Here is a 17,443-nt window from a genome sequence, read left to right on the forward strand (position 1 = left end):
GATGCGCAGCGCATTGGGGTGTCGATTTCACTCGATCAGTCAGTCACGTGCTGAAGCACGCTCCTTCCTTCTCTCCTTCATCTCCTACCACTGCACTACACCTCGACCACCAGCCGGCTTGCGATACGCAGCACATTGGGGCGTCAGCTTCAGTCGTTCGGTCGGTCACGTGCCAAAGCACGCTCCCTTCCTCTCTTCTTCGCTTCCTACCACTGCACTACGTCTCGCCAACCTCTACAACTTTCTATAATAGAAAGAAGCACTTATGAGAAATTCGAATAGCTCGAGTTTCTTGCTGGCATCTTGTTAAGATGTCAATTTTGAATCCGAAGATTCGTTTTGTCTCTTCCGCCGACGGGGTCGGCTTTGAGACTTTATTTGTTGACNCGACTTCGTTTCAGAAGCGACTTCTCTAATTTATCATCGACTCTATTAGGAGTCAAGGACTTTTTTAATTTCTTTTTCGCTTGTTTGCGACGCGCTTTTCATTAGCTGTCCAAGCGACGATTATTATAATAGCATGAGGGTATTTAAAGAGTCAACATACTTTTTTAAAAAAACTTATGTTTTTTCACCTTTTGTATAGAAAATGCTTATACTGCAAGGTTATAAAGACCTCAACCTGAAGTTCAAGTGTGAGGTCTTTGCTTCACTTTGTAATCTCGATGGAACACCAGTTCATTTTTCGATTCACTTTGCACAATTTGGATAAAGCCCTTTTCAATCAAAAATTCGACTAGGTTTTCTAAATCAATTGAGTACATTCGTAATTCTTCATGCTCATGCAGTTCTTGTATTGTCCAATGTTCCTTCGTTTCCATTACTTCTAAAATATGCTGCGCTCCATCCGCTGTCCGATTATGGATAAAAAACTCGCTTGCTAAAAACAATAGTTTCAGTTTCTTTTCTAACGGTTCTTCACTCATAATCAATTCTTCATATAGTTTGTATATCGCTGGATCAATTCTTTTCACTTGTGCCCATACAGTTACTTCTGGAGAAAAACCTTTTTCAATGACTGTTAATCTGGCCAGATAATGAAGGGACTGAATTGCATGGTGATATGCGTCCATATAATTTTTCTGTTCGAAAAAATTCTTTCCTTCCATATAAGCTCTAACCAATCTTGCAAGCTCGATCCCCATTTTAATTTTCCTACCATAAAACGGGTATTCCTTCAGTTCATTTTTCAAACCTTCCACGAATTCATTTCTATCGAAAAAGATTTTTCCGTAAAATAGCCAGTCAACAACTTTTCTTCTCGTGCCTAAAAGCAGCCACTTCCTTAGTTGTTTTTCATTAATTACATGCATTGCGGCTTTGCCTTCACCGTCTGTATAGTGTTTCGTATATATAGGCACCTCGTCATTTGAAGTGATAATCAAAAGGATTTCATCAAATGTATCTGTTATCGGATCTCCATCATCCCGCTTTTCAACTAAGATGACCCCTAATGTTTCTGGAGAACTCGCACGCTCTTGGTAAATCGGTCTAAGTATTTGTTCCATAACAACACCTCCTAAATCTATCTTTTCGACAGCCGATTTGAAAAATCCTTCACAGGAAACTTCTAAAATAGGATGTCGATACATTTTGTGCTATATTGGTTGAGGAACAGATCGTATAGATAGGAAAGTTCGATTATGTACCACTCTAAGGAGGATTTTCAATGAAACCTTACAAAAATAAAATAAACAGGATCCGCACATTTGCATTATCCCTTATATTCATCGGAGTAGTCATTATGTATATCGGCATTTTCTTCCGAAGTAATCAATTCATAATGCTTGCCTTTATGGTTTTAGGTGTTCTTGCAATAGTGGGAAGCACAGTCGTCTATGCTTGGATCGGTTTGCTATCGACAAAAGCAATACAGATCATCTGTCCAAGTTGTGGCAAGCAAACAAAAATGTTAGGTAGAGTTGATATGTGTGGGCATTGCCGTGAACCTTTAACATTAGATCCTTCGTTGGAAGGAAAAGAGTTCGATGAAGCTTACAATCGACCTAAGAAAAAAGAAAACAAAAAGTAAAAACGGGACCCTGTCATTTACAGGGGCCCGTTTATTTTGCCTTTGCAGATTGCGCCGTACATTCCGGACATATGCCGTATACTTCCAAACGATGGGAAGTAACTTCAAACCCAGTCACATGGGAAGCCAAATGCTCGACTTCTTCAAGCCCCGGATGATGAAAATCAACAATCTTGCCACATTCATTGCAAATGATATGGTAATGATCATGTGTCACAAAATCGAAACGGCTCGACGCATCGCCATAGGTAAGTTCCTTGACAAGCCCCGCATTCCGGAAGACACGAAGATTATTGTAAACAGTCGCTACACTCATATTTGGAAAGTCAGATTCAAGCGCCTTATATATTTCATCAGCAGTAGGATGCGTTTCGGAAGAAATAATGAATTCTAATATGGCATGTCTTTGTGGTGTTATTCGCACACCACTTTCCTTCAATGTGACCAGCGCGTCTTTCAATGCTACTTCAGACATCGCCAACACTCCAATCCGTAAAGATTATCTCTTTATAATGATTATAATCAGTTTACTAAGAAAGATGCTGATTTGTCAACATAAGTACTGTTTTCAAGCTTCTCAAATACTTTTCGCTACCATTCCACAAATACTTAATATCCTTTTTCAGCATCGATGCCATTCTTCATGTCTTTCTCACCCGCAATCCATTTCCTCAAGTTATAAGTAAAAATCTCAAGAGATCTCTCTATATATTTTCCTGAATGACTTGAAATATGCGGTGAAACAGTTACATTAGGCAAATCCCAAAGTAAACTGCTTTCCGGGAGCGGTTCATTCTCAAAAACATCCAATACCGCATGTGCTATCAAATTTTCTTGCAATGCTGAAACAATTATTTCTTCACTAACAAGATCGCCTCTGCCGAAGTTCATGAAAACAGCTGTCTCTTTCATCGCTTTAAAATGTTCCTCTGTCCATAAACCTTTCGTTTCTTTCGTGCTCGGCAAAACTGAAATGACGTAATCAGCATGAGGAAGCCGTTCCAATAGTGCATCAAACACAATCATTTCATCTATAAATTCGGCTTGTCTTCCCGAACGATTGCAACCGATCGTTTTCACCCCGAATGCTTGCAGTAACCTTCCGATTTCTGAACCGATTGCACCTGGTCCTAAGATCAATGCCGTAGAACCTCGCAATTCCTTAAGTCGGATTCGTGTATTCCAATCTTTCCGTTCTTGCTGCTTATACAAAGCCAATAATCCTCGGCATAATGACAGTATATGGGCTAAGACCGATTCCGCCATCGGAGTTTTGTGTATGCCGCTTACATTCGTCACAACAATGCCGCGATCAGCCATTTCCAAAAGCGGCATTTGATCCACCCCAGCGGATGCGACCATTACCCATTTCAATGATTTTGCACGTTCCAAGATAGCGTTATCAATATCTTCCCCATATGTGACGATTACTTCGTATTTTTCTATGTTCGTTTCTCGTATATCCTTTGTGAACGAAAACTGGATCGACGGAAAATCCGATCTCAATTGCGCTATCTGCTCGTCTTTTATTTTAAATGTGAATAAAATATCCATTTGTCCACCCGCTTCATCATGAGTTTGTCAATTGGCGCAACGTGTTCAACACTTCCTCTATATGACCGTTCACCTTTACTTTTCTCCACTCTTTAACAACCGTCCCCGTTGGGTCAATTAAAAATGTAGAACGCTCAATGCCCATATATTCTTTACCGAACATCTTTTTCATTTTCCATACGCCATAGCGCTCTGCCACTTCTTTATTTTCATCTATTAATAAGGAGAATGGCAGTCCTTTCTTTTCAATGAACTTCCTATGAGACTCTTCACTATCTGGACTGACGCCTAAAATAACTGCGTTCAAATCTGAGAAATCCTCATGTGAATCTCTAAAATCACATGCTTGTGTCGTACAGCCAGGCGTTAAATCTTTCGGGTAAAAATAAAGGACAACGTATTTTTTTCCTTCAAAATCCGTTAAAGAGACGATTTCCCCATTTTCATTTGGCAAAGAAAATTGCGGCGCTTTCATTCCTTGAAGTTGTTCCATGCTTAATTCCTCCCATGTTTTCTTTTTTCCATCGTACCGAAGAGGAGCCCTACTTTCAATTTCTTTGGCGTATTGCACATATTTTGTTTAAAATAGAGAATGTAACGATTTGATCGGAGGAATTTACATGAATAGAACAAAGTCAGAACAAATTTATGCAGAAGCATGCGAACATATAGTAGGCGGAGTAAACAGCCCTTCAAGAGGATATAAAGCTGTCGGCGGTGGTGCGCCTACAGTCATGGAACGTGCGGAAGGCGCATATTTTTGGGACGTGGATGGAAATAAATATATCGATTATTTAGGAGCATATGGCCCGATCATTACTGGTCATGCTCACCCACATATAACAGAAGCGATAACGAAAGCTGCACAAACTGGCGTTCTTTACGGAACACCGACACCCCATGAAGTGAAATTTGCAAAAATGATTAAAGAAGCGATCCCTTCATTAGATAAAGTGAGATTTGTCAACTCGGGGACAGAAGCAGTCATGACAACGATTCGGGTTGCTCGCGCTTATACTGGCCGTACAAAGATCATGAAATTCGCAGGTTGCTATCACGGCCATTCGGATCTTGTTTTAGTAGCTGCCGGCTCTGGCCCAGCAACATTAGGAACGCCGGATTCTGCAGGTGTTCCAGCTTCCATTGCAGAAGAAGTCATTACGATTCCATTCAACGACTTGGAAACGTACAAACAGGCAATGGAAAAATGGGGAGATGAGCTTGCTTGTATCTTAGTGGAACCGATTGTAGGGAACTTCGGAATTGTTGAACCGAAAGAAGGCTTTTTAGAATTGGTTCATCGTCTTGCGAAAGAAAAAGGTGCACTCATTATTTACGATGAAGTAATTACTGCGTTCCGTTTCCACTACGGAGCTGCTCAAACACTATTAGGAACTTCACCTGACCTAACTGCATTCGGCAAAATTATTGGTGGCGGCTTGCCGATCGGTGCATACGGCGGTAAAAAAGAGATTATGGAAACTGTCGCACCTTTAGGCCCCGCGTACCAAGCGGGAACAATGGCAGGCAATCCGGCGTCCATGTTATCTGGAATTGCCTGTTTGGAAGTATTGCAGCAACCGGGCATTTATGAAGAGATGGATCGTTTAGGCGCCATGTTAGAAGATGGCATTTCCCGTCTTGCAGAACAATATGGTATTACGATGACGATTAACCGTCTCGGTGGAGCGCTTACTTTATTTTTCACAGATGAAGTAGTGGAAAACTATGAGCAAGCCGAGAAAACCGACGGAGAGATTTTTGGTAAATTCTTTAAGCTAATGCTTGAAAACGGTATTAACCTTGCGCCATCCAAATACGAAGCTTGGTTCTTAACAATTGCCCATACTGAGGAAGATGTGAAACAAACATTGAAAGCAGTCGAAAATTCATTCAGCAAGCTGCAAGCTTTACTCTGAAATTGTAAACTTTATTGATCACGCAAGAAGTCCTTACAAATCATCATTTATTTAAGAAAGGATAATCCTATGAAACTTGGTGCCCGCATCTTTAAAACGGGTATTGCAATTGTATTCGCCCTGTTCATTGCACAGTTGCTGAACTTGCCAAATCCAGTATTTGCCGGTATTGCAGCGATTTTTGCGATTCAGCCTTCTATTTACCGGTCCTATTTAACGATCATTGAACAAATCCAAGGAAATTTGATCGGGGCCATAACGGCCATCCTATTTGTTTTATTGTTTGGACACCAATTGGTCGTTGTTGGGTTGGCTGCAATGATCATTATTTTAATCATGTTAAAATTAGGGCTTGAGAAGTCAATATCATTAGCCCTTGTCACAATGATTGCGATCATGGAAATAAAAGGAGACGCGTTTCTGTCCTTCGCATCTCTTCGCTTCGTAACGATCGTCATCGGTGTTGTTGCATCATTTGTCGTCAATTTACTTTTCATGCCGCCGAAATATGAAACAAAATTGTTCCAAGCGATTCATCAAACACAAGATGAGATCATTCGATGGATACGCTTAGCCGGCAGACAGGCTTCCGAACATGTCGCTACTAAAAAGTCGCTCGACAAGCTAAAAGAACGGCTAACACATATCGATCAGCTCTATCTTTTATTTAAGGAAGAGCGAAGTTATTTCAAAAAGAATACTTTGGCAAAAGCGAGAAAGTTAGTTGTCTACAGGCAATTGATTGCCACTTCCGAGAGCAGCTATGAAGTATTGAATCGACTTCATAAGTTTGAAAACGAACTAATCAATTTGCCGGAACATTTCAGAATGATGATCCAAGAACGTTTAGATGTCCTGTTGACGTATCATGAACAAATCCATTTGAAGTTCGTCGGTAAATTAAAGGCGGAAAAGATGGGCGATACGACAGCAGACGAATTCATCCAACGACAAGAAGTGATGGAGATTTTCGTCAAAGAAATCGCCTTAACGAAGGAAGAAGAGGAATTTTCTGCATACCATTTATTGCATGTTCTATCGGCAATTTTGAATTATGAAGAACAATTAGAGCATCTTGACCGCTTAATCATTTCTAACCAAAGAAGGCATGGCTATCAAGTGAGTGATGAGTTGCAGGACGAAATTTATTAATAAAACCTCGAAGCTAAAGAAATGCATAAGCTTCGAGGTTTCTTTTTAATTTTTCATTTTTGGATCTAATGCATCCCGCAGTCCATCCCCCATCAAGTTAAATCCTAAGACGGTCAACATAATAGCGAGACCCGGAAAAATCATCGTCCATGGAGCTGATTGAAGATAAGACTTCGAATCCGCCAACATTTTCCCCCACTCTGGGGCAGGGGCTTGCGCACCAAGACCTAAAAATCCTAATGCTGCCGCTTCAAGGATTGCAGTTGCAACAGCAAGTGTTCCCTGCACAATTACCGGAGCCATAGAGTTCGGCAATATATGCGAAAATAAAATCCGTGCATCTTTCATACCAATTGCTTTGGCAGCTGTAATATATTCATCCTCTTTTATGCTCAACACTTTTGAACGAATTAACCTTCCAAAGTTCGGCACGTTAATGATCGCAATTGCAATGAGCGCGTTCTCAAGTCCTGGCCCCAACACAGAAACGATTGCAATCGCTAACAATATTGAAGGAAAGGCCAACATAATATCAAAAATTCGTGAGATGATCATATCGACCCAGCGTCCGTAATAGCCAGCGATAATTCCTAATATACTTCCAACAATAACTGACGCGATGACGGAGAAAAATCCGACTGACAAGGAAATACGTGCCCCATAGATGATTCTCGAAAGAATATCCCTTCCAAAGTCATCCGTCCCTAACCAATATTGCGCTGAAGGAGGAAGCAAACGATCCGATTGCAACTGATCGTTAAGACCTTCTTTAGCAATTAGAGGTGCAAAGACTGCTAACAGGATGAAGAAAAGGACGATGATTGCACCGACGACGGCTACTTTATTCTTGCTGAAACTTCGCCACGCTTCCCGCCAAGGACCAGCTGTCTTTTCAATTTCTACTTCTGCGATTCCATCCACTTTTGGTGTAAACTCAGACATATCCGTCCCCTCCCCTCTCAGTCATATTTGATCCTCTTATCAATAAATCCATAAAGTAAATCGACGATGAGGTTAATCATGACGAATATAAATGCAACTACTAAAATACCTGATTGAATGACAGGGTAGTCTCTGAAATTGATCGCTTCGTATATATACCTTCCGATTCCTGGCCATGCAAAAATTGTTTCAGTTAATATTGCACCGCCTAACAACATGCCCATTTGCAAGCCGATTACTGTAAGGACAGGGATAACAGCATTTTTAAACGCATGCTTGTAAACAACCCAAAACATTTTTTGTCCTTTCGCACGAGCAGTGCGAATATAATCGGAGCGCATAACTTCTAACATGCTCGACCTCGTCATTCGTGCAATAATTGCCATCGGTATCGTAGCCAATGCGATCCCCGGCAACAAAAGATGCCTGATCACTTGCAAAAACTGATCGAACCTTCCTTGTATTAACGTATCGATTAAATACAGATGGGTGATTGCCTGAACGGGATCCCTCACCGGATCGCGGCCGTTTGTCGGTAGCCATTGAAACTCAATCGCAAATGCCCATTGCCCTAACAATCCTAACCAGAAAATCGGCATAGAAACACCGACTAACGCCAAAATCATTGCAATATAATCAAACCAGGAGTTTTGGAACCAAGCAGAAATAATACCAGCATTTATACCAATAACTACTGCAATAATAATTGCAAATAATGCAAGTTCAATCGTTGCGGCAAGATGTGGCCATATTTCATCTGCGACAGGCATTCTTGTGCGCATCGACTCTCCTAAATCACCCTTAAAAATTCCTCCTAAATAGAGAAAGAATTGTATGTACCATGGTTTATCTAATCCTAATTTCGCATTCATTGCAGCTACCGCTTCTGCAGTCGCTTGCTGTCCTAATATAACTTGAGCTGGGTTTCCGGGAATCGCCCGAATCATCATAAATACAATAAAAGCCATTCCCAATAGTACAGGAACAAGCTGAAGCAATCTTCTTCCAATATAATTCAGCATTTTCTCACCTCGCCCAATCTGTACTAATAAAAAATACGAATTCCGAAAATCAATAAAAGGGGGGAATCAGAAGACCTCCCCCCTTCATATTATTGATAGGTGAAAAGTGAAACGATCAATCGTTATTCAAATTCTACCTTTGACAATAAATCCGATCCCGTTGGATGTGGTTTAAAGCCCGTCAGATTTTTTGTCGCCGCTAATAAAGGCGTAGAGTGTGCGATCGGAACCCATGGCGCTTCTTCATGGATGATTTCCTGCGCTTTTTTATACATTTCAATCCGTTTGTCTTCATCTACTTCCGATTGAGCCGCGATGAACAAATCATGCATTTCATCGTTTTTGAAGTACGTATAGTTGTTGCTGCCGATATTGTCTTCATCCAATAAGACGTACAAGAAGTTATCGGCATCTCCGTTGTCCCCAGTCCAACCTAACATGAAGGCATCCGCTTCACCTTTGCTCGCCTTATCAAGGTAAGTAGCCCACTCATAGGAAACGATATTTGCTTTTACCCCGATATCGGCAAGGTTGCTTTGGATCACTTCTGCAACTTTTGCACCGTCTGGCATGTATGGACGTGGAACAGGCATTGCCCATAACTCCATCTCAAATCCATCCGGGAAGCCCGCTTCTGCAAGCAATTCTTTCGCTTTTTCAGGATTGTACTCATATCCTTCAATTTCATCGTTATACCCTGAGATTGATGAAGGCATCGGGTTTTTCGCGATGTCCGCACGCCCTTCGAAGAATGACTCGATAATCGCTTCTTTATCAATTGCATAGTTAATCGCTTGGCGGACTTCCTTTTTATCGAATGGCGGACGGGTTACAGTAAGCCCTAAGTAACCAACGTTCATGGACGGGCGTTCGATCAATTGCAGCTTATCGTCTGCTTCAATCTTTTCACCATCCGCTGGGTTAATGCCATCAGCAAGGTCGATATCTCCCGCAATCAAAGCATTGAGACGCGCCGAGTTGTCTGGGATTGACTTAAAGATGACTTTATTCAATTTCGGCAATCCTTCTTGCCAATAATCATCGAATTTCTCAATTGTAATCGTATCGTTCGCTTTCCACTCTACAAATTTGAATGGACCTGTTCCGACAGGGTTCCGCTCAAATTGATCATCGCCCTTTTCAAATGCTGTCGGGCTTGCAATTGCAAACATGCTCATCGCAATATTTTTCAGGAAAGGAGCTTGCGGGCGCTTCAATTTAATAACGACCGTATAATCTCCATCTGCAGTCACCGATTCGATAACATGCCCTTCATCCCCTTTAAACCCTCCGAACATCGAGTTGTAGTAAGGGAACTTTTCAGCATCGCCATTCGCCCAGCGTTCGAAGTTTTTAACGACAGCTTCCGCATTGAAATCCGTACCATCGTGGAACTTGACGCCTTCACGCAATTTGAACGTGTACGTCAAACCGTCTTCCGTGTTCCATTCTTCCGCAAGCCCTGGCTGAACCGTCGTGTCTTCCTCTCCAAAATTCAATAACGTTTCAAATATGTTCACTGTTACTTTAAATGTTTCTCCTTCAGTAACCCTAGACGGGTCGAGTGAAGTGGAATCTCCCCCACGTCCAAAGACTAACGTATCGCTTTTGCCTTCCCCGCTACTGCCTTCACTGCCGCATGCGGCTAAAATCGCAGATAAGCTTAGAAGCAACATGAACGCAATCGTCCACATTCCCCTTTTTTTCATATTGACCCCTCCAATTGTTTTATATCATCGTCGACCTGCTCCGTATATAAATGACAGGCGACAGAATGACCTTTTGAATGATCGACTAGTTTCGGCACCACTTTCGTGCAAATATCCATTTTGAATGGACAGCGCGTATGGAAAGTGCAGCCTGTTGGAGGATTGGCTGGATTCGGTATATCCCCCTCGATCGGTATTTGCTCTTTTTGATAGTCTGGATCAGGTACAGGCACGGCAGAAAGCAGCGCCTGTGTATATGGGTGCAAAGGTTTGTCATACAATTGCTCGCTATCCGCAATTTCAACCATCTTGCCCAAATACATGACGCCCACCCGATCACTAATATGACGCACTACCCCTAAATCATGGGCGATGAAAATGTACGTCAAATTGAACTCCTTCTGCAAATCTTGCATCAGATTCAATACTTGTGCTTGAATCGAAACATCTAACGCGGAAACCGGCTCATCCGCAATGATCAATTTCGGATTTGTCATCAACGCTCTGGCAATGCCGATGCGCTGTCTTTGCCCTCCACTGAATTGATGTGGATACCGTTTCGCGTGGAACTCGCTCAAGCCAACAATCTCTAAAAACTCGCGCACTTTTCTTTTTCGTTCCTTTTGGTCTTTCACGCCATGGACGATGAGCGGTTCTTCCAATATCTTTCCGATTGTATGGCGCGGATTCAAGGACGCATAAGGGTCTTGGAAAACCATTTGAATATCCCGTCTCGTTTTCCTCATTTCTTCAGAGGACAAGGATGTTAAACTTTTACCATCGAATTCCACTTCCCCTTCGGTAGGTTCAAGCAGCCTCATCAGAACTCTGCCAGTCGTAGATTTACCGCATCCACTTTCCCCTACGATGCCAAGCGTTTCCCCTTCATTTACGTAAAATGAAACATCATCGACCGCCTTGACATAGCCAACCGTTTTCCCGAATAAACCTTTTTTAACAGGAAAATGCTTTTTTAAATTTTCAACTTTCAACAACGGCTTTGTGCTCATCTTCTTTCACCCTTTCTTCGTCGTATAAGAAACATCGGGTCTGATGAACATCTGCAGTTTGATACAGTTCAGGATCCTCTTTCTTACATCGGTCGAAAGCAAATTCACAACGCGCCGCAAACCTGCAACCGCTTCTGATCGAACCCGGTTTCGGAACATTGCCCGGTATGGAGTAAAGACGATCTTTCTTTTCTCTCATATCAGGCACCGATTGGATGAGCCCCTTAGTATATGGATGCTGGGGATTATCAAAGATTTCCTTCGTAGGAGCTTCTTCAATTACCTGTCCCGCATACATAACAATGACTCGCTTGCATGTCTCTGCGACGACTCCTAAGTCATGCGTAATCATCAATATCGCTGTTCCAAATCGATCATTCAATTCCTTCATTAATTTTAGAATTTGGGCTTGAATCGTCACATCGAGCGCTGTAGTTGGTTCGTCGGCAATCAAAATTTTTGGATTGCACACTAACGCCATTGCGATCATGACACGTTGCCTCATCCCACCAGACAATTGATGGGGATACTCTTTCAATAATTCATCAGCACGAGGCAAACCAACCAATTTCAACATTTCGACAGCCCGATCAGCTGCTTGCTTCTTCGACCATCCTTTTTCATGGAGCAAGATGGCCTCGATCATTTGATTGCCAATTGTAAAAAGTGGGTTTAAGGACGTCATCGGCTCTTGGAAAATCATCGCAATATCATTTCCTCTTATTTGCCGCATCTGCTTTTCAGATAGATGAACGAGGTTTTTCTCATCATATAAAATTTCCCCGCCGACAATTTTTCCGGGAGGGTTCGGTACAAGCCCCATTATGGAAAGCGATGTCACACTCTTTCCACATCCCGACTCCCCTACAATGCCCAATATTTCTCCTTCTTCAAGATGGAAGTCTACATGGTCTACTGCAGGCACCTCTCCATCATCCGTAAAAAAGGTAGTCTGCAAATCTTTTACTTCAAGAACACGTTTTCCTATCATCAGATCACCTTTTTTATTATTTTCTGAAACAGTAGATAATACCTATTATACTTTCAATTCTTTAAAACGCAATAATAAAAAAACTATCGGAAGCATTTCCGATAGTTTGGTAATTATTCTATTAAAATCCTTGAACTTGGAAAAGGTTATAATATACACCTTTCTTCTCCATTAACTGTTCATGGGTTCCCGTTTCCTGCAATTCACCGTGCTCAATAACAAATATTTTATCGGCATGAGTAATCGTCGATAAACGATGGGCGACAATGATCGTTGTCCGATCATGAGCCAACCGTTCTAAAGATTCTTGAATCAACGCTTCGCTTTCCAAATCCAACGCCGATGTCGCTTCATCCAAAATAAGCAGCGGTGGATTCTTCAAGAATACACGAGCTATGGCAATTCGTTGCTTTTGCCCTCCTGATAATTTTACGCCTCGCTCTCCAACAGTCGTTTCATAACCGTCGGGCAATGATTGTATAAAATCATGTGCATTCGCTGCTTTAGCTGCAGCGATCATCTCATCTTCAGTCGCATCAGGATTCCCCATTAAAATATTGCTTTTTACCGAATCGCTGAAAAGAATATTATCCTGCAAGACGATGCCGATTTGTTCGCGCAACGTTTTCACTTGGACATCGCGCAAATCATGGCCATCTATTCGTATCGCTCCATCCGTAACATCATAAAATCTTGGGATCAGGCTAACGATCGTTGATTTCCCGCCGCCGCTCATACCAACAAGCGCAACGGTTTCTCCAGGATTCACTGTAAAATCGATCGCCTTTAATACTTTTTGATCGTCCTCATCATAGGAGAAACTCACATTGTCAAACTCAATTTCCCCTTCAATCCTTGGCATCGAAGAAGCGCTTGGTCGATCCGTAATATCATAAGGCTCCTCCATAAGATCAAAAACCCTGTCCATCGATGCAAAAGATTGTGTCAATGAAGTAGAAGCATTCACCAACCGTCGGAGTGGATTATAGAGGCGGTCAATATACGCGATAAAAGCGACCATTGTTCCGACCGATAAATGTCCATGGATAACCTGATAACCCGCATAGCCTATGACAAGCAATGGAGCAATGTCTGTAATTGTATTGACGACCGCAAACGCCTTCGCATTCCACTTCGTATGATCCAGCGCCTTCTCTAAAAAATTTCCATTCGTCTCCTTAAAGCGCTTTTCCTCTTTCTCTTCCAATGCGAAGCTTTTAATGACGCTAATACCCGAGACACGCTCATGCAAATAGCTTTGCACATCTGCTAAAGCTTGAGAACGTTTACGGGTCAATTCCCGAAGCTTTCCAAAGAAATGTTTCACGCTATATGCATAAAACGGAAAGGCCAGCAATGTGACGATCGTCAAAGGAACGTCCATCGTTAACATAATAATGACAGCAATAATAATCGTTGTTAGGTCAAGCCATACATTCATCAAGCCGATCATGACGAAGTTCTTCGTCTGTTCAACATCATTGATGACACGTGATATGACTTCTCCGGCACGTGTATTGGAATAATACTTTAAGCTAAGCCGTTGTAAATGAGCATATAAATTTTCGCGTATATCATATAAAATTTTATTGCTCACATATTGCGCAAAATATTGCCGATAATATTCGACTGGTGGCCGGATGATGAAAAACAGCAGCACGGTGCCCCCAAGCCAAATGAATAACTGATTCGTCTTTTCCTGTGCAGAGAGATCGGAGCCGATAATATTATCGATCACAATTTTAATCAAATACGGAATAAAAAGCGGAATAGCGAACTTAATTACTCCGATTAACACCGTCAAAATAATTAGCCAATTATACGGTTTCACAAACTTCATATAACGCTTTATACTGTCACCCAATAGTTGTTGTCCTCCTATCAATCCATAAAATTGAAAAAGCCAACTGCGATGGTCACAGGCGGCTATTCGGAAACTGCTTATTTCATTTGCTTATAAAACTTGTAGCGATTTGTCCAAACTTCGATAAAATCAGGAGCAAATGGCCCTCTTCGCTGTTTAATCCAAGTGAGCAATTTTTCAAGATTCCGTTTTAAGATTTGATCAATTACGTCTGGATAATTCATTTTACGTTTATGATCTGCATATTCATCTTCATCTAAAATCATATAGCTCATATCTGGAAAGACCTTTACATCTAAATCATAATCGATATATTTTAACGCTTGATTGTCGAAAACGAATGGCGAGCTCATATTCACGTAATAGTAGACCCCGTCTTCACGAAGCATACATATGATGTTGAACCAATGTTCGGCATGAAAATAACAAATGGATGGCTCCCTTGTAAGCCATGTGCGACCATCCGCCTCTGTTACAAGAGTTCGTTCATTCGCACCGATTACTATATTCCTAGTACCTTTTAAAACTGTTGTTTCCTGCCATACGCGATGGATATGGCCGTCATGTTTGTAGCTATGTACTTGTATCGTTTCCCCTTCTCTTGGTATTGTCACGGAAAAAAACCACCTTTAAATTCGAAACCTTAATATTCGTACATTATACCAATTGGACATATAAAATTGAAACGATTACCCTTAAAATGTAAAGATGGTTTTAGAACATTCATTTCATAAGGAAAACCGGCAGCTTAAGCTGCCGGTAGGTGATGAAGATCCATTACTTTGTTTGATTTCCGAAACCGCCAGCTCCAGAATTGTTTTGTTTGTTCATTTCTGATTGCTGGTTTTGTTTGCGAACTTCGTTCACATCAGTTTCAGATCCAAACTCTTCACCCCTGTTTTGCTTTTTCACTTGGTTTGGGTCTGTGAACGAAGCTTGCGGGGCTTTGTTGTTGTAGTTGTTGCGATTTTTGTTTGTCATGGATTTTCACCTCCGTGAACAATATGGTGTGCAAAAAAGAAGGTATTATCCATTGGGAATTTTCGACATTACCTACTTTTCAATTCAGTCCAAATTTTTAATACAGGCACTGGCATTGGCAATGCTTCTACTTCCTCTTCTGAAAAGAATTGAAATTGCTTTAAAGGTAACTCGTTAATAATTCCGTGAAAACTTTGTATTTCCCACGTCAAATGTGAAAAGATATGTTTAAAACGGATTTCAGGGCTAAGATGCTTTATTTTCACGCCGAATTTTTCGTATAGTGCTTGTTCTGCTGAAATGTTCTTTTCCATTTCAATCATCGGGAATTCCCACATATTTGCCAGCAACCCAGTCTCGGGACGTTTCATAAGCAGCCATTCCCCTTTTTCATTTTGCAAAGCAAAAGAAAAAACTGGAACAATTTTTTTCTTCACTTTTTTTAATTTCACAGGCAATTCTTCTTGCTTGCCTTCATGAAATGCACCGCAAAATTGTTGGACTGGGCAAAGCAAACATTTCGGTTTCGGTGTACAAATTAACGCGCCCAATTCCATCATACCTTGATTAAATGATGACGGATCTTCCTTGTCGATCAATTCCATTACGACTTCTTCGAATATCTTCCGGTTTTTCGGCTGTGCAATATCATCTTCTATTAATAAAATTCTCGATAAGACACGCATGACATTTCCATCAACAGCATGTTCAGGAATATTATATGCGATGCTCAGAACAGCACCTGCGGTATATGGACCGACACCTTTCAGTTTTGAGATCTCACCTCTCGTCGAGGGCACAATGCCTCCGTAATTTGCTGCCACCTCTTTGACCCCACTTTGCAAATTGCGAACTCTCGAATAATAGCCTAAACCTTCCCATACTTTTAGCAGTTCTTCTTCATTTGCTGTAGCTAAGTCGAACACTGTCGGATATTTGTCAATAAAACGCTCAAAATAAGAAATGACAGTTTCTACACGTGTTTGTTGCAGCATCACCTCAGAGACCCAAATATGATACGGATCGGAAGTGCGGCGCCACGGCAAATCTCTCTTTTCCCGTAAATACCATGATATCAATACTTTCCTAAATTCTTCTTTCTGTTTAAATAATCGCATGAAAGCCTCCAAAAATTGCATTTGCTTTTCGTTCTCGGCAAAAAGGGTATATACTTATTGCATACAATAGTTTTAGCACCTTACGTCATGAGTACACCACATTAGAGGAGTGATCTATTGGATACAGGAACACATATTGTTATGGGAACCGCACTTTGCGGCCTATCACTTGCAGATCCTGTCGTTTCCTCAGATTCGGTCACAATGACTGCCGTATTTATCGGTTTAGTATCAGGATCTTTAATTCCCGATATTGATACAGTCTTAAAGTTACGAAATAACGCTGTCTATATAAGCAATCATCGGGGAATTACACATTCGATCCCCGCCATTTTACTTTGGCCTTTGGCTATTGCTGTGTTGTTGTCATTTATTTTTCCAAGCGCAGCATTTTTCCACGTTTGGGCATGGACATTCCTTGCGGTTTTTCTCCATGTTTTTGTTGATATTTTCAACTCCTATGGCACTCAAGCACTTCGGCCCTTCTCGAACCATTGGGTCGCCTTAGGGGTCATTAATACGTTTGACCCGATCATCTTTTCACTGCATATCGTTGCCATTGCATTTTGGCTATTCGGAGCAGACCCGATTCTTACATTTTTGATTTTATATGGGGTCCTTTTTGTTTATTACTTGTTGCGCTTCGCGGTAAAGGCAGCGGTGAAAAATGCCGTCCGCCACACAGTGCCAAATGCGGAAAGCATCTTCATTGCACCAACGATGCATTTCTTTCAATGGCGAGTCGCCGCTTCAGATGCATCATGCCATTACGTTGGACGTGCCTATGGACGCTCAGTGACGATTTACGATCGATTCGACAGAGAGCCTATGCCGGAATCGCCATATATTGATGCGGCGATGGAAGATCCAAACATCCAAGCGTTTGTATCTTTTTCGCCAATTTATCGTTGGTCTGTCTCGTATATTGACGACTTATATGAAGTGCGTCTCATAGACCTTCGCTATCGCAGCAAAGAATATTATCCTTTTGTGGCGGTCGCCCATATCGATCAAAATCTGAAAGTCGTTAATTCCTATACTGGATGGATTTTCTCAGAAGCTAAATTGCGAAAAAAATTGAAATTTATACCGAATTCATAAGTGAAGAGAGAGCTTGCTTATCAAGCTCTCAGCTTGTTGACAAACGCT

General features: G+C 41.5%; 17 protein-coding genes. 4 read left to right on the plus strand and 13 right to left on the minus strand.

Going from position 1 to position 17,443, the window contains the following annotated elements; translation table 11 throughout:
- Positions 1-629 precede the first annotated feature (629 nt).
- Positions 630-1,508: a nucleotidyltransferase-like protein gene (locus tag ACFQ38_RS04700; protein WP_336825701.1), complete on the minus strand. Its 879-nt coding sequence runs from the start codon at positions 1,506-1,508 to the stop codon at positions 630-632.
- Positions 1,509-1,669: 161 nt separating this feature from the next.
- Here ACFQ38_RS04700 and ACFQ38_RS04705 point away from each other — a divergent pair, with 161 nt between their 5' ends.
- Positions 1,670-2,032, plus strand: coding sequence for a YgzB family protein (locus tag ACFQ38_RS04705; RefSeq protein WP_336825703.1), 363 nt, complete (start codon positions 1,670-1,672; stop codon positions 2,030-2,032).
- Between the two features lie 31 nt (positions 2,033-2,063).
- On the opposite strand, the gene perR is transcribed toward ACFQ38_RS04705, so the two are convergent.
- The 3 genes from perR to bcp form a co-directional block, all read right to left on the minus strand.
- Complete coding sequence (gene perR, locus ACFQ38_RS04710) at positions 2,064-2,507, minus strand: peroxide-responsive transcriptional repressor PerR (protein WP_336822322.1); 444 nt, start codon at positions 2,505-2,507, stop codon at positions 2,064-2,066.
- 134 nt (positions 2,508-2,641) lie between these two features.
- Positions 2,642-3,586: a D-2-hydroxyacid dehydrogenase gene (locus ACFQ38_RS04715; protein ID WP_381479909.1), complete on the minus strand. Its 945-nt coding sequence runs from the start codon at positions 3,584-3,586 to the stop codon at positions 2,642-2,644.
- A 16-nt stretch (positions 3,587-3,602) separates the two neighbouring features.
- Positions 3,603-4,079: a thioredoxin-dependent thiol peroxidase gene (gene bcp / locus ACFQ38_RS04720; protein WP_336822320.1), complete on the minus strand. Its 477-nt coding sequence runs from the start codon at positions 4,077-4,079 to the stop codon at positions 3,603-3,605.
- Between the two features lie 127 nt (positions 4,080-4,206).
- Here bcp and ACFQ38_RS04725 point away from each other — a divergent pair, with 127 nt between their 5' ends.
- On the plus strand, positions 4,207-5,505 hold the full coding sequence (locus tag ACFQ38_RS04725; RefSeq protein WP_336822319.1) for a glutamate-1-semialdehyde 2,1-aminomutase: 1,299 nt from the start codon (positions 4,207-4,209) through the stop codon (positions 5,503-5,505).
- A gap of 69 nt (positions 5,506-5,574) precedes the next feature.
- A complete protein-coding gene (locus tag ACFQ38_RS04730; protein WP_381479910.1) occupies positions 5,575-6,657 on the plus strand; it encodes an FUSC family protein in 1,083 nt (360 codons plus the stop codon).
- Between the two features lie 45 nt (positions 6,658-6,702).
- Here ACFQ38_RS04730 and nikC read toward each other — a convergent pair whose 3' ends face one another.
- The 9 genes from nikC to mutY form a co-directional block, all read right to left on the minus strand.
- Positions 6,703-7,599, minus strand: coding sequence for a nickel transporter permease (nikC, locus tag ACFQ38_RS04735; protein WP_336822317.1), 897 nt, complete (start codon positions 7,597-7,599; stop codon positions 6,703-6,705).
- A 17-nt stretch (positions 7,600-7,616) separates the two neighbouring features.
- Positions 7,617-8,621 (minus strand): ABC transporter permease, encoded by a 1,005-nt coding sequence (locus ACFQ38_RS04740; protein WP_336822316.1) that lies wholly within the window; start codon positions 8,619-8,621, stop codon positions 7,617-7,619.
- Between the two features lie 122 nt (positions 8,622-8,743).
- Positions 8,744-10,330, minus strand: coding sequence for an ABC transporter substrate-binding protein (locus ACFQ38_RS04745; protein ID WP_336822315.1), 1,587 nt, complete (start codon positions 10,328-10,330; stop codon positions 8,744-8,746).
- Positions 10,327-11,340, minus strand: coding sequence for an ABC transporter ATP-binding protein (locus tag ACFQ38_RS04750; RefSeq protein WP_336822314.1), 1,014 nt, complete (start codon positions 11,338-11,340; stop codon positions 10,327-10,329). Before ACFQ38_RS04750 ends, ACFQ38_RS04745 begins: the two co-directional genes overlap by 4 nt.
- Entirely contained in the window at positions 11,312-12,331 is a 1,020-nt protein-coding gene (locus tag ACFQ38_RS04755; RefSeq protein WP_336822313.1) for an ABC transporter ATP-binding protein, read from the minus strand. Before ACFQ38_RS04755 ends, ACFQ38_RS04750 begins: the two co-directional genes overlap by 29 nt.
- A gap of 121 nt (positions 12,332-12,452) precedes the next feature.
- Positions 12,453-14,171: an ABC transporter ATP-binding protein gene (locus tag ACFQ38_RS04760; protein ID WP_336822329.1), complete on the minus strand. Its 1,719-nt coding sequence runs from the start codon at positions 14,169-14,171 to the stop codon at positions 12,453-12,455.
- A gap of 101 nt (positions 14,172-14,272) precedes the next feature.
- Positions 14,273-14,809 (minus strand): nucleoside tri-diphosphate phosphatase, encoded by a 537-nt coding sequence (gene ntdP, locus ACFQ38_RS04765; RefSeq protein WP_336822312.1) that lies wholly within the window; start codon positions 14,807-14,809, stop codon positions 14,273-14,275.
- 163 nt (positions 14,810-14,972) lie between these two features.
- Positions 14,973-15,176, minus strand: a complete 204-nt coding sequence (locus tag ACFQ38_RS04770) for a gamma-type small acid-soluble spore protein (RefSeq protein ID WP_336822311.1) — start codon at positions 15,174-15,176, stop codon at positions 14,973-14,975.
- A gap of 68 nt (positions 15,177-15,244) precedes the next feature.
- On the minus strand, positions 15,245-16,294 hold the full coding sequence (mutY, locus tag ACFQ38_RS04775) for an A/G-specific adenine glycosylase (protein ID WP_336822310.1): 1,050 nt from the start codon (positions 16,292-16,294) through the stop codon (positions 15,245-15,247).
- A gap of 117 nt (positions 16,295-16,411) precedes the next feature.
- Between mutY and ACFQ38_RS04780 the strand changes: the two genes are divergently transcribed.
- A complete protein-coding gene (locus ACFQ38_RS04780) occupies positions 16,412-17,395 on the plus strand; it encodes a metal-dependent hydrolase (RefSeq protein WP_336822309.1) in 984 nt (327 codons plus the stop codon).
- The last annotated feature ends 48 nt before the right edge of the window (positions 17,396-17,443 follow it).

Origin of the sequence: Sporosarcina contaminans (assembly GCF_042679045.1) — a bacterium.
GTDB lineage: Bacteria > Bacillota > Bacilli > Bacillales_A > Planococcaceae > Sporosarcina > Sporosarcina contaminans.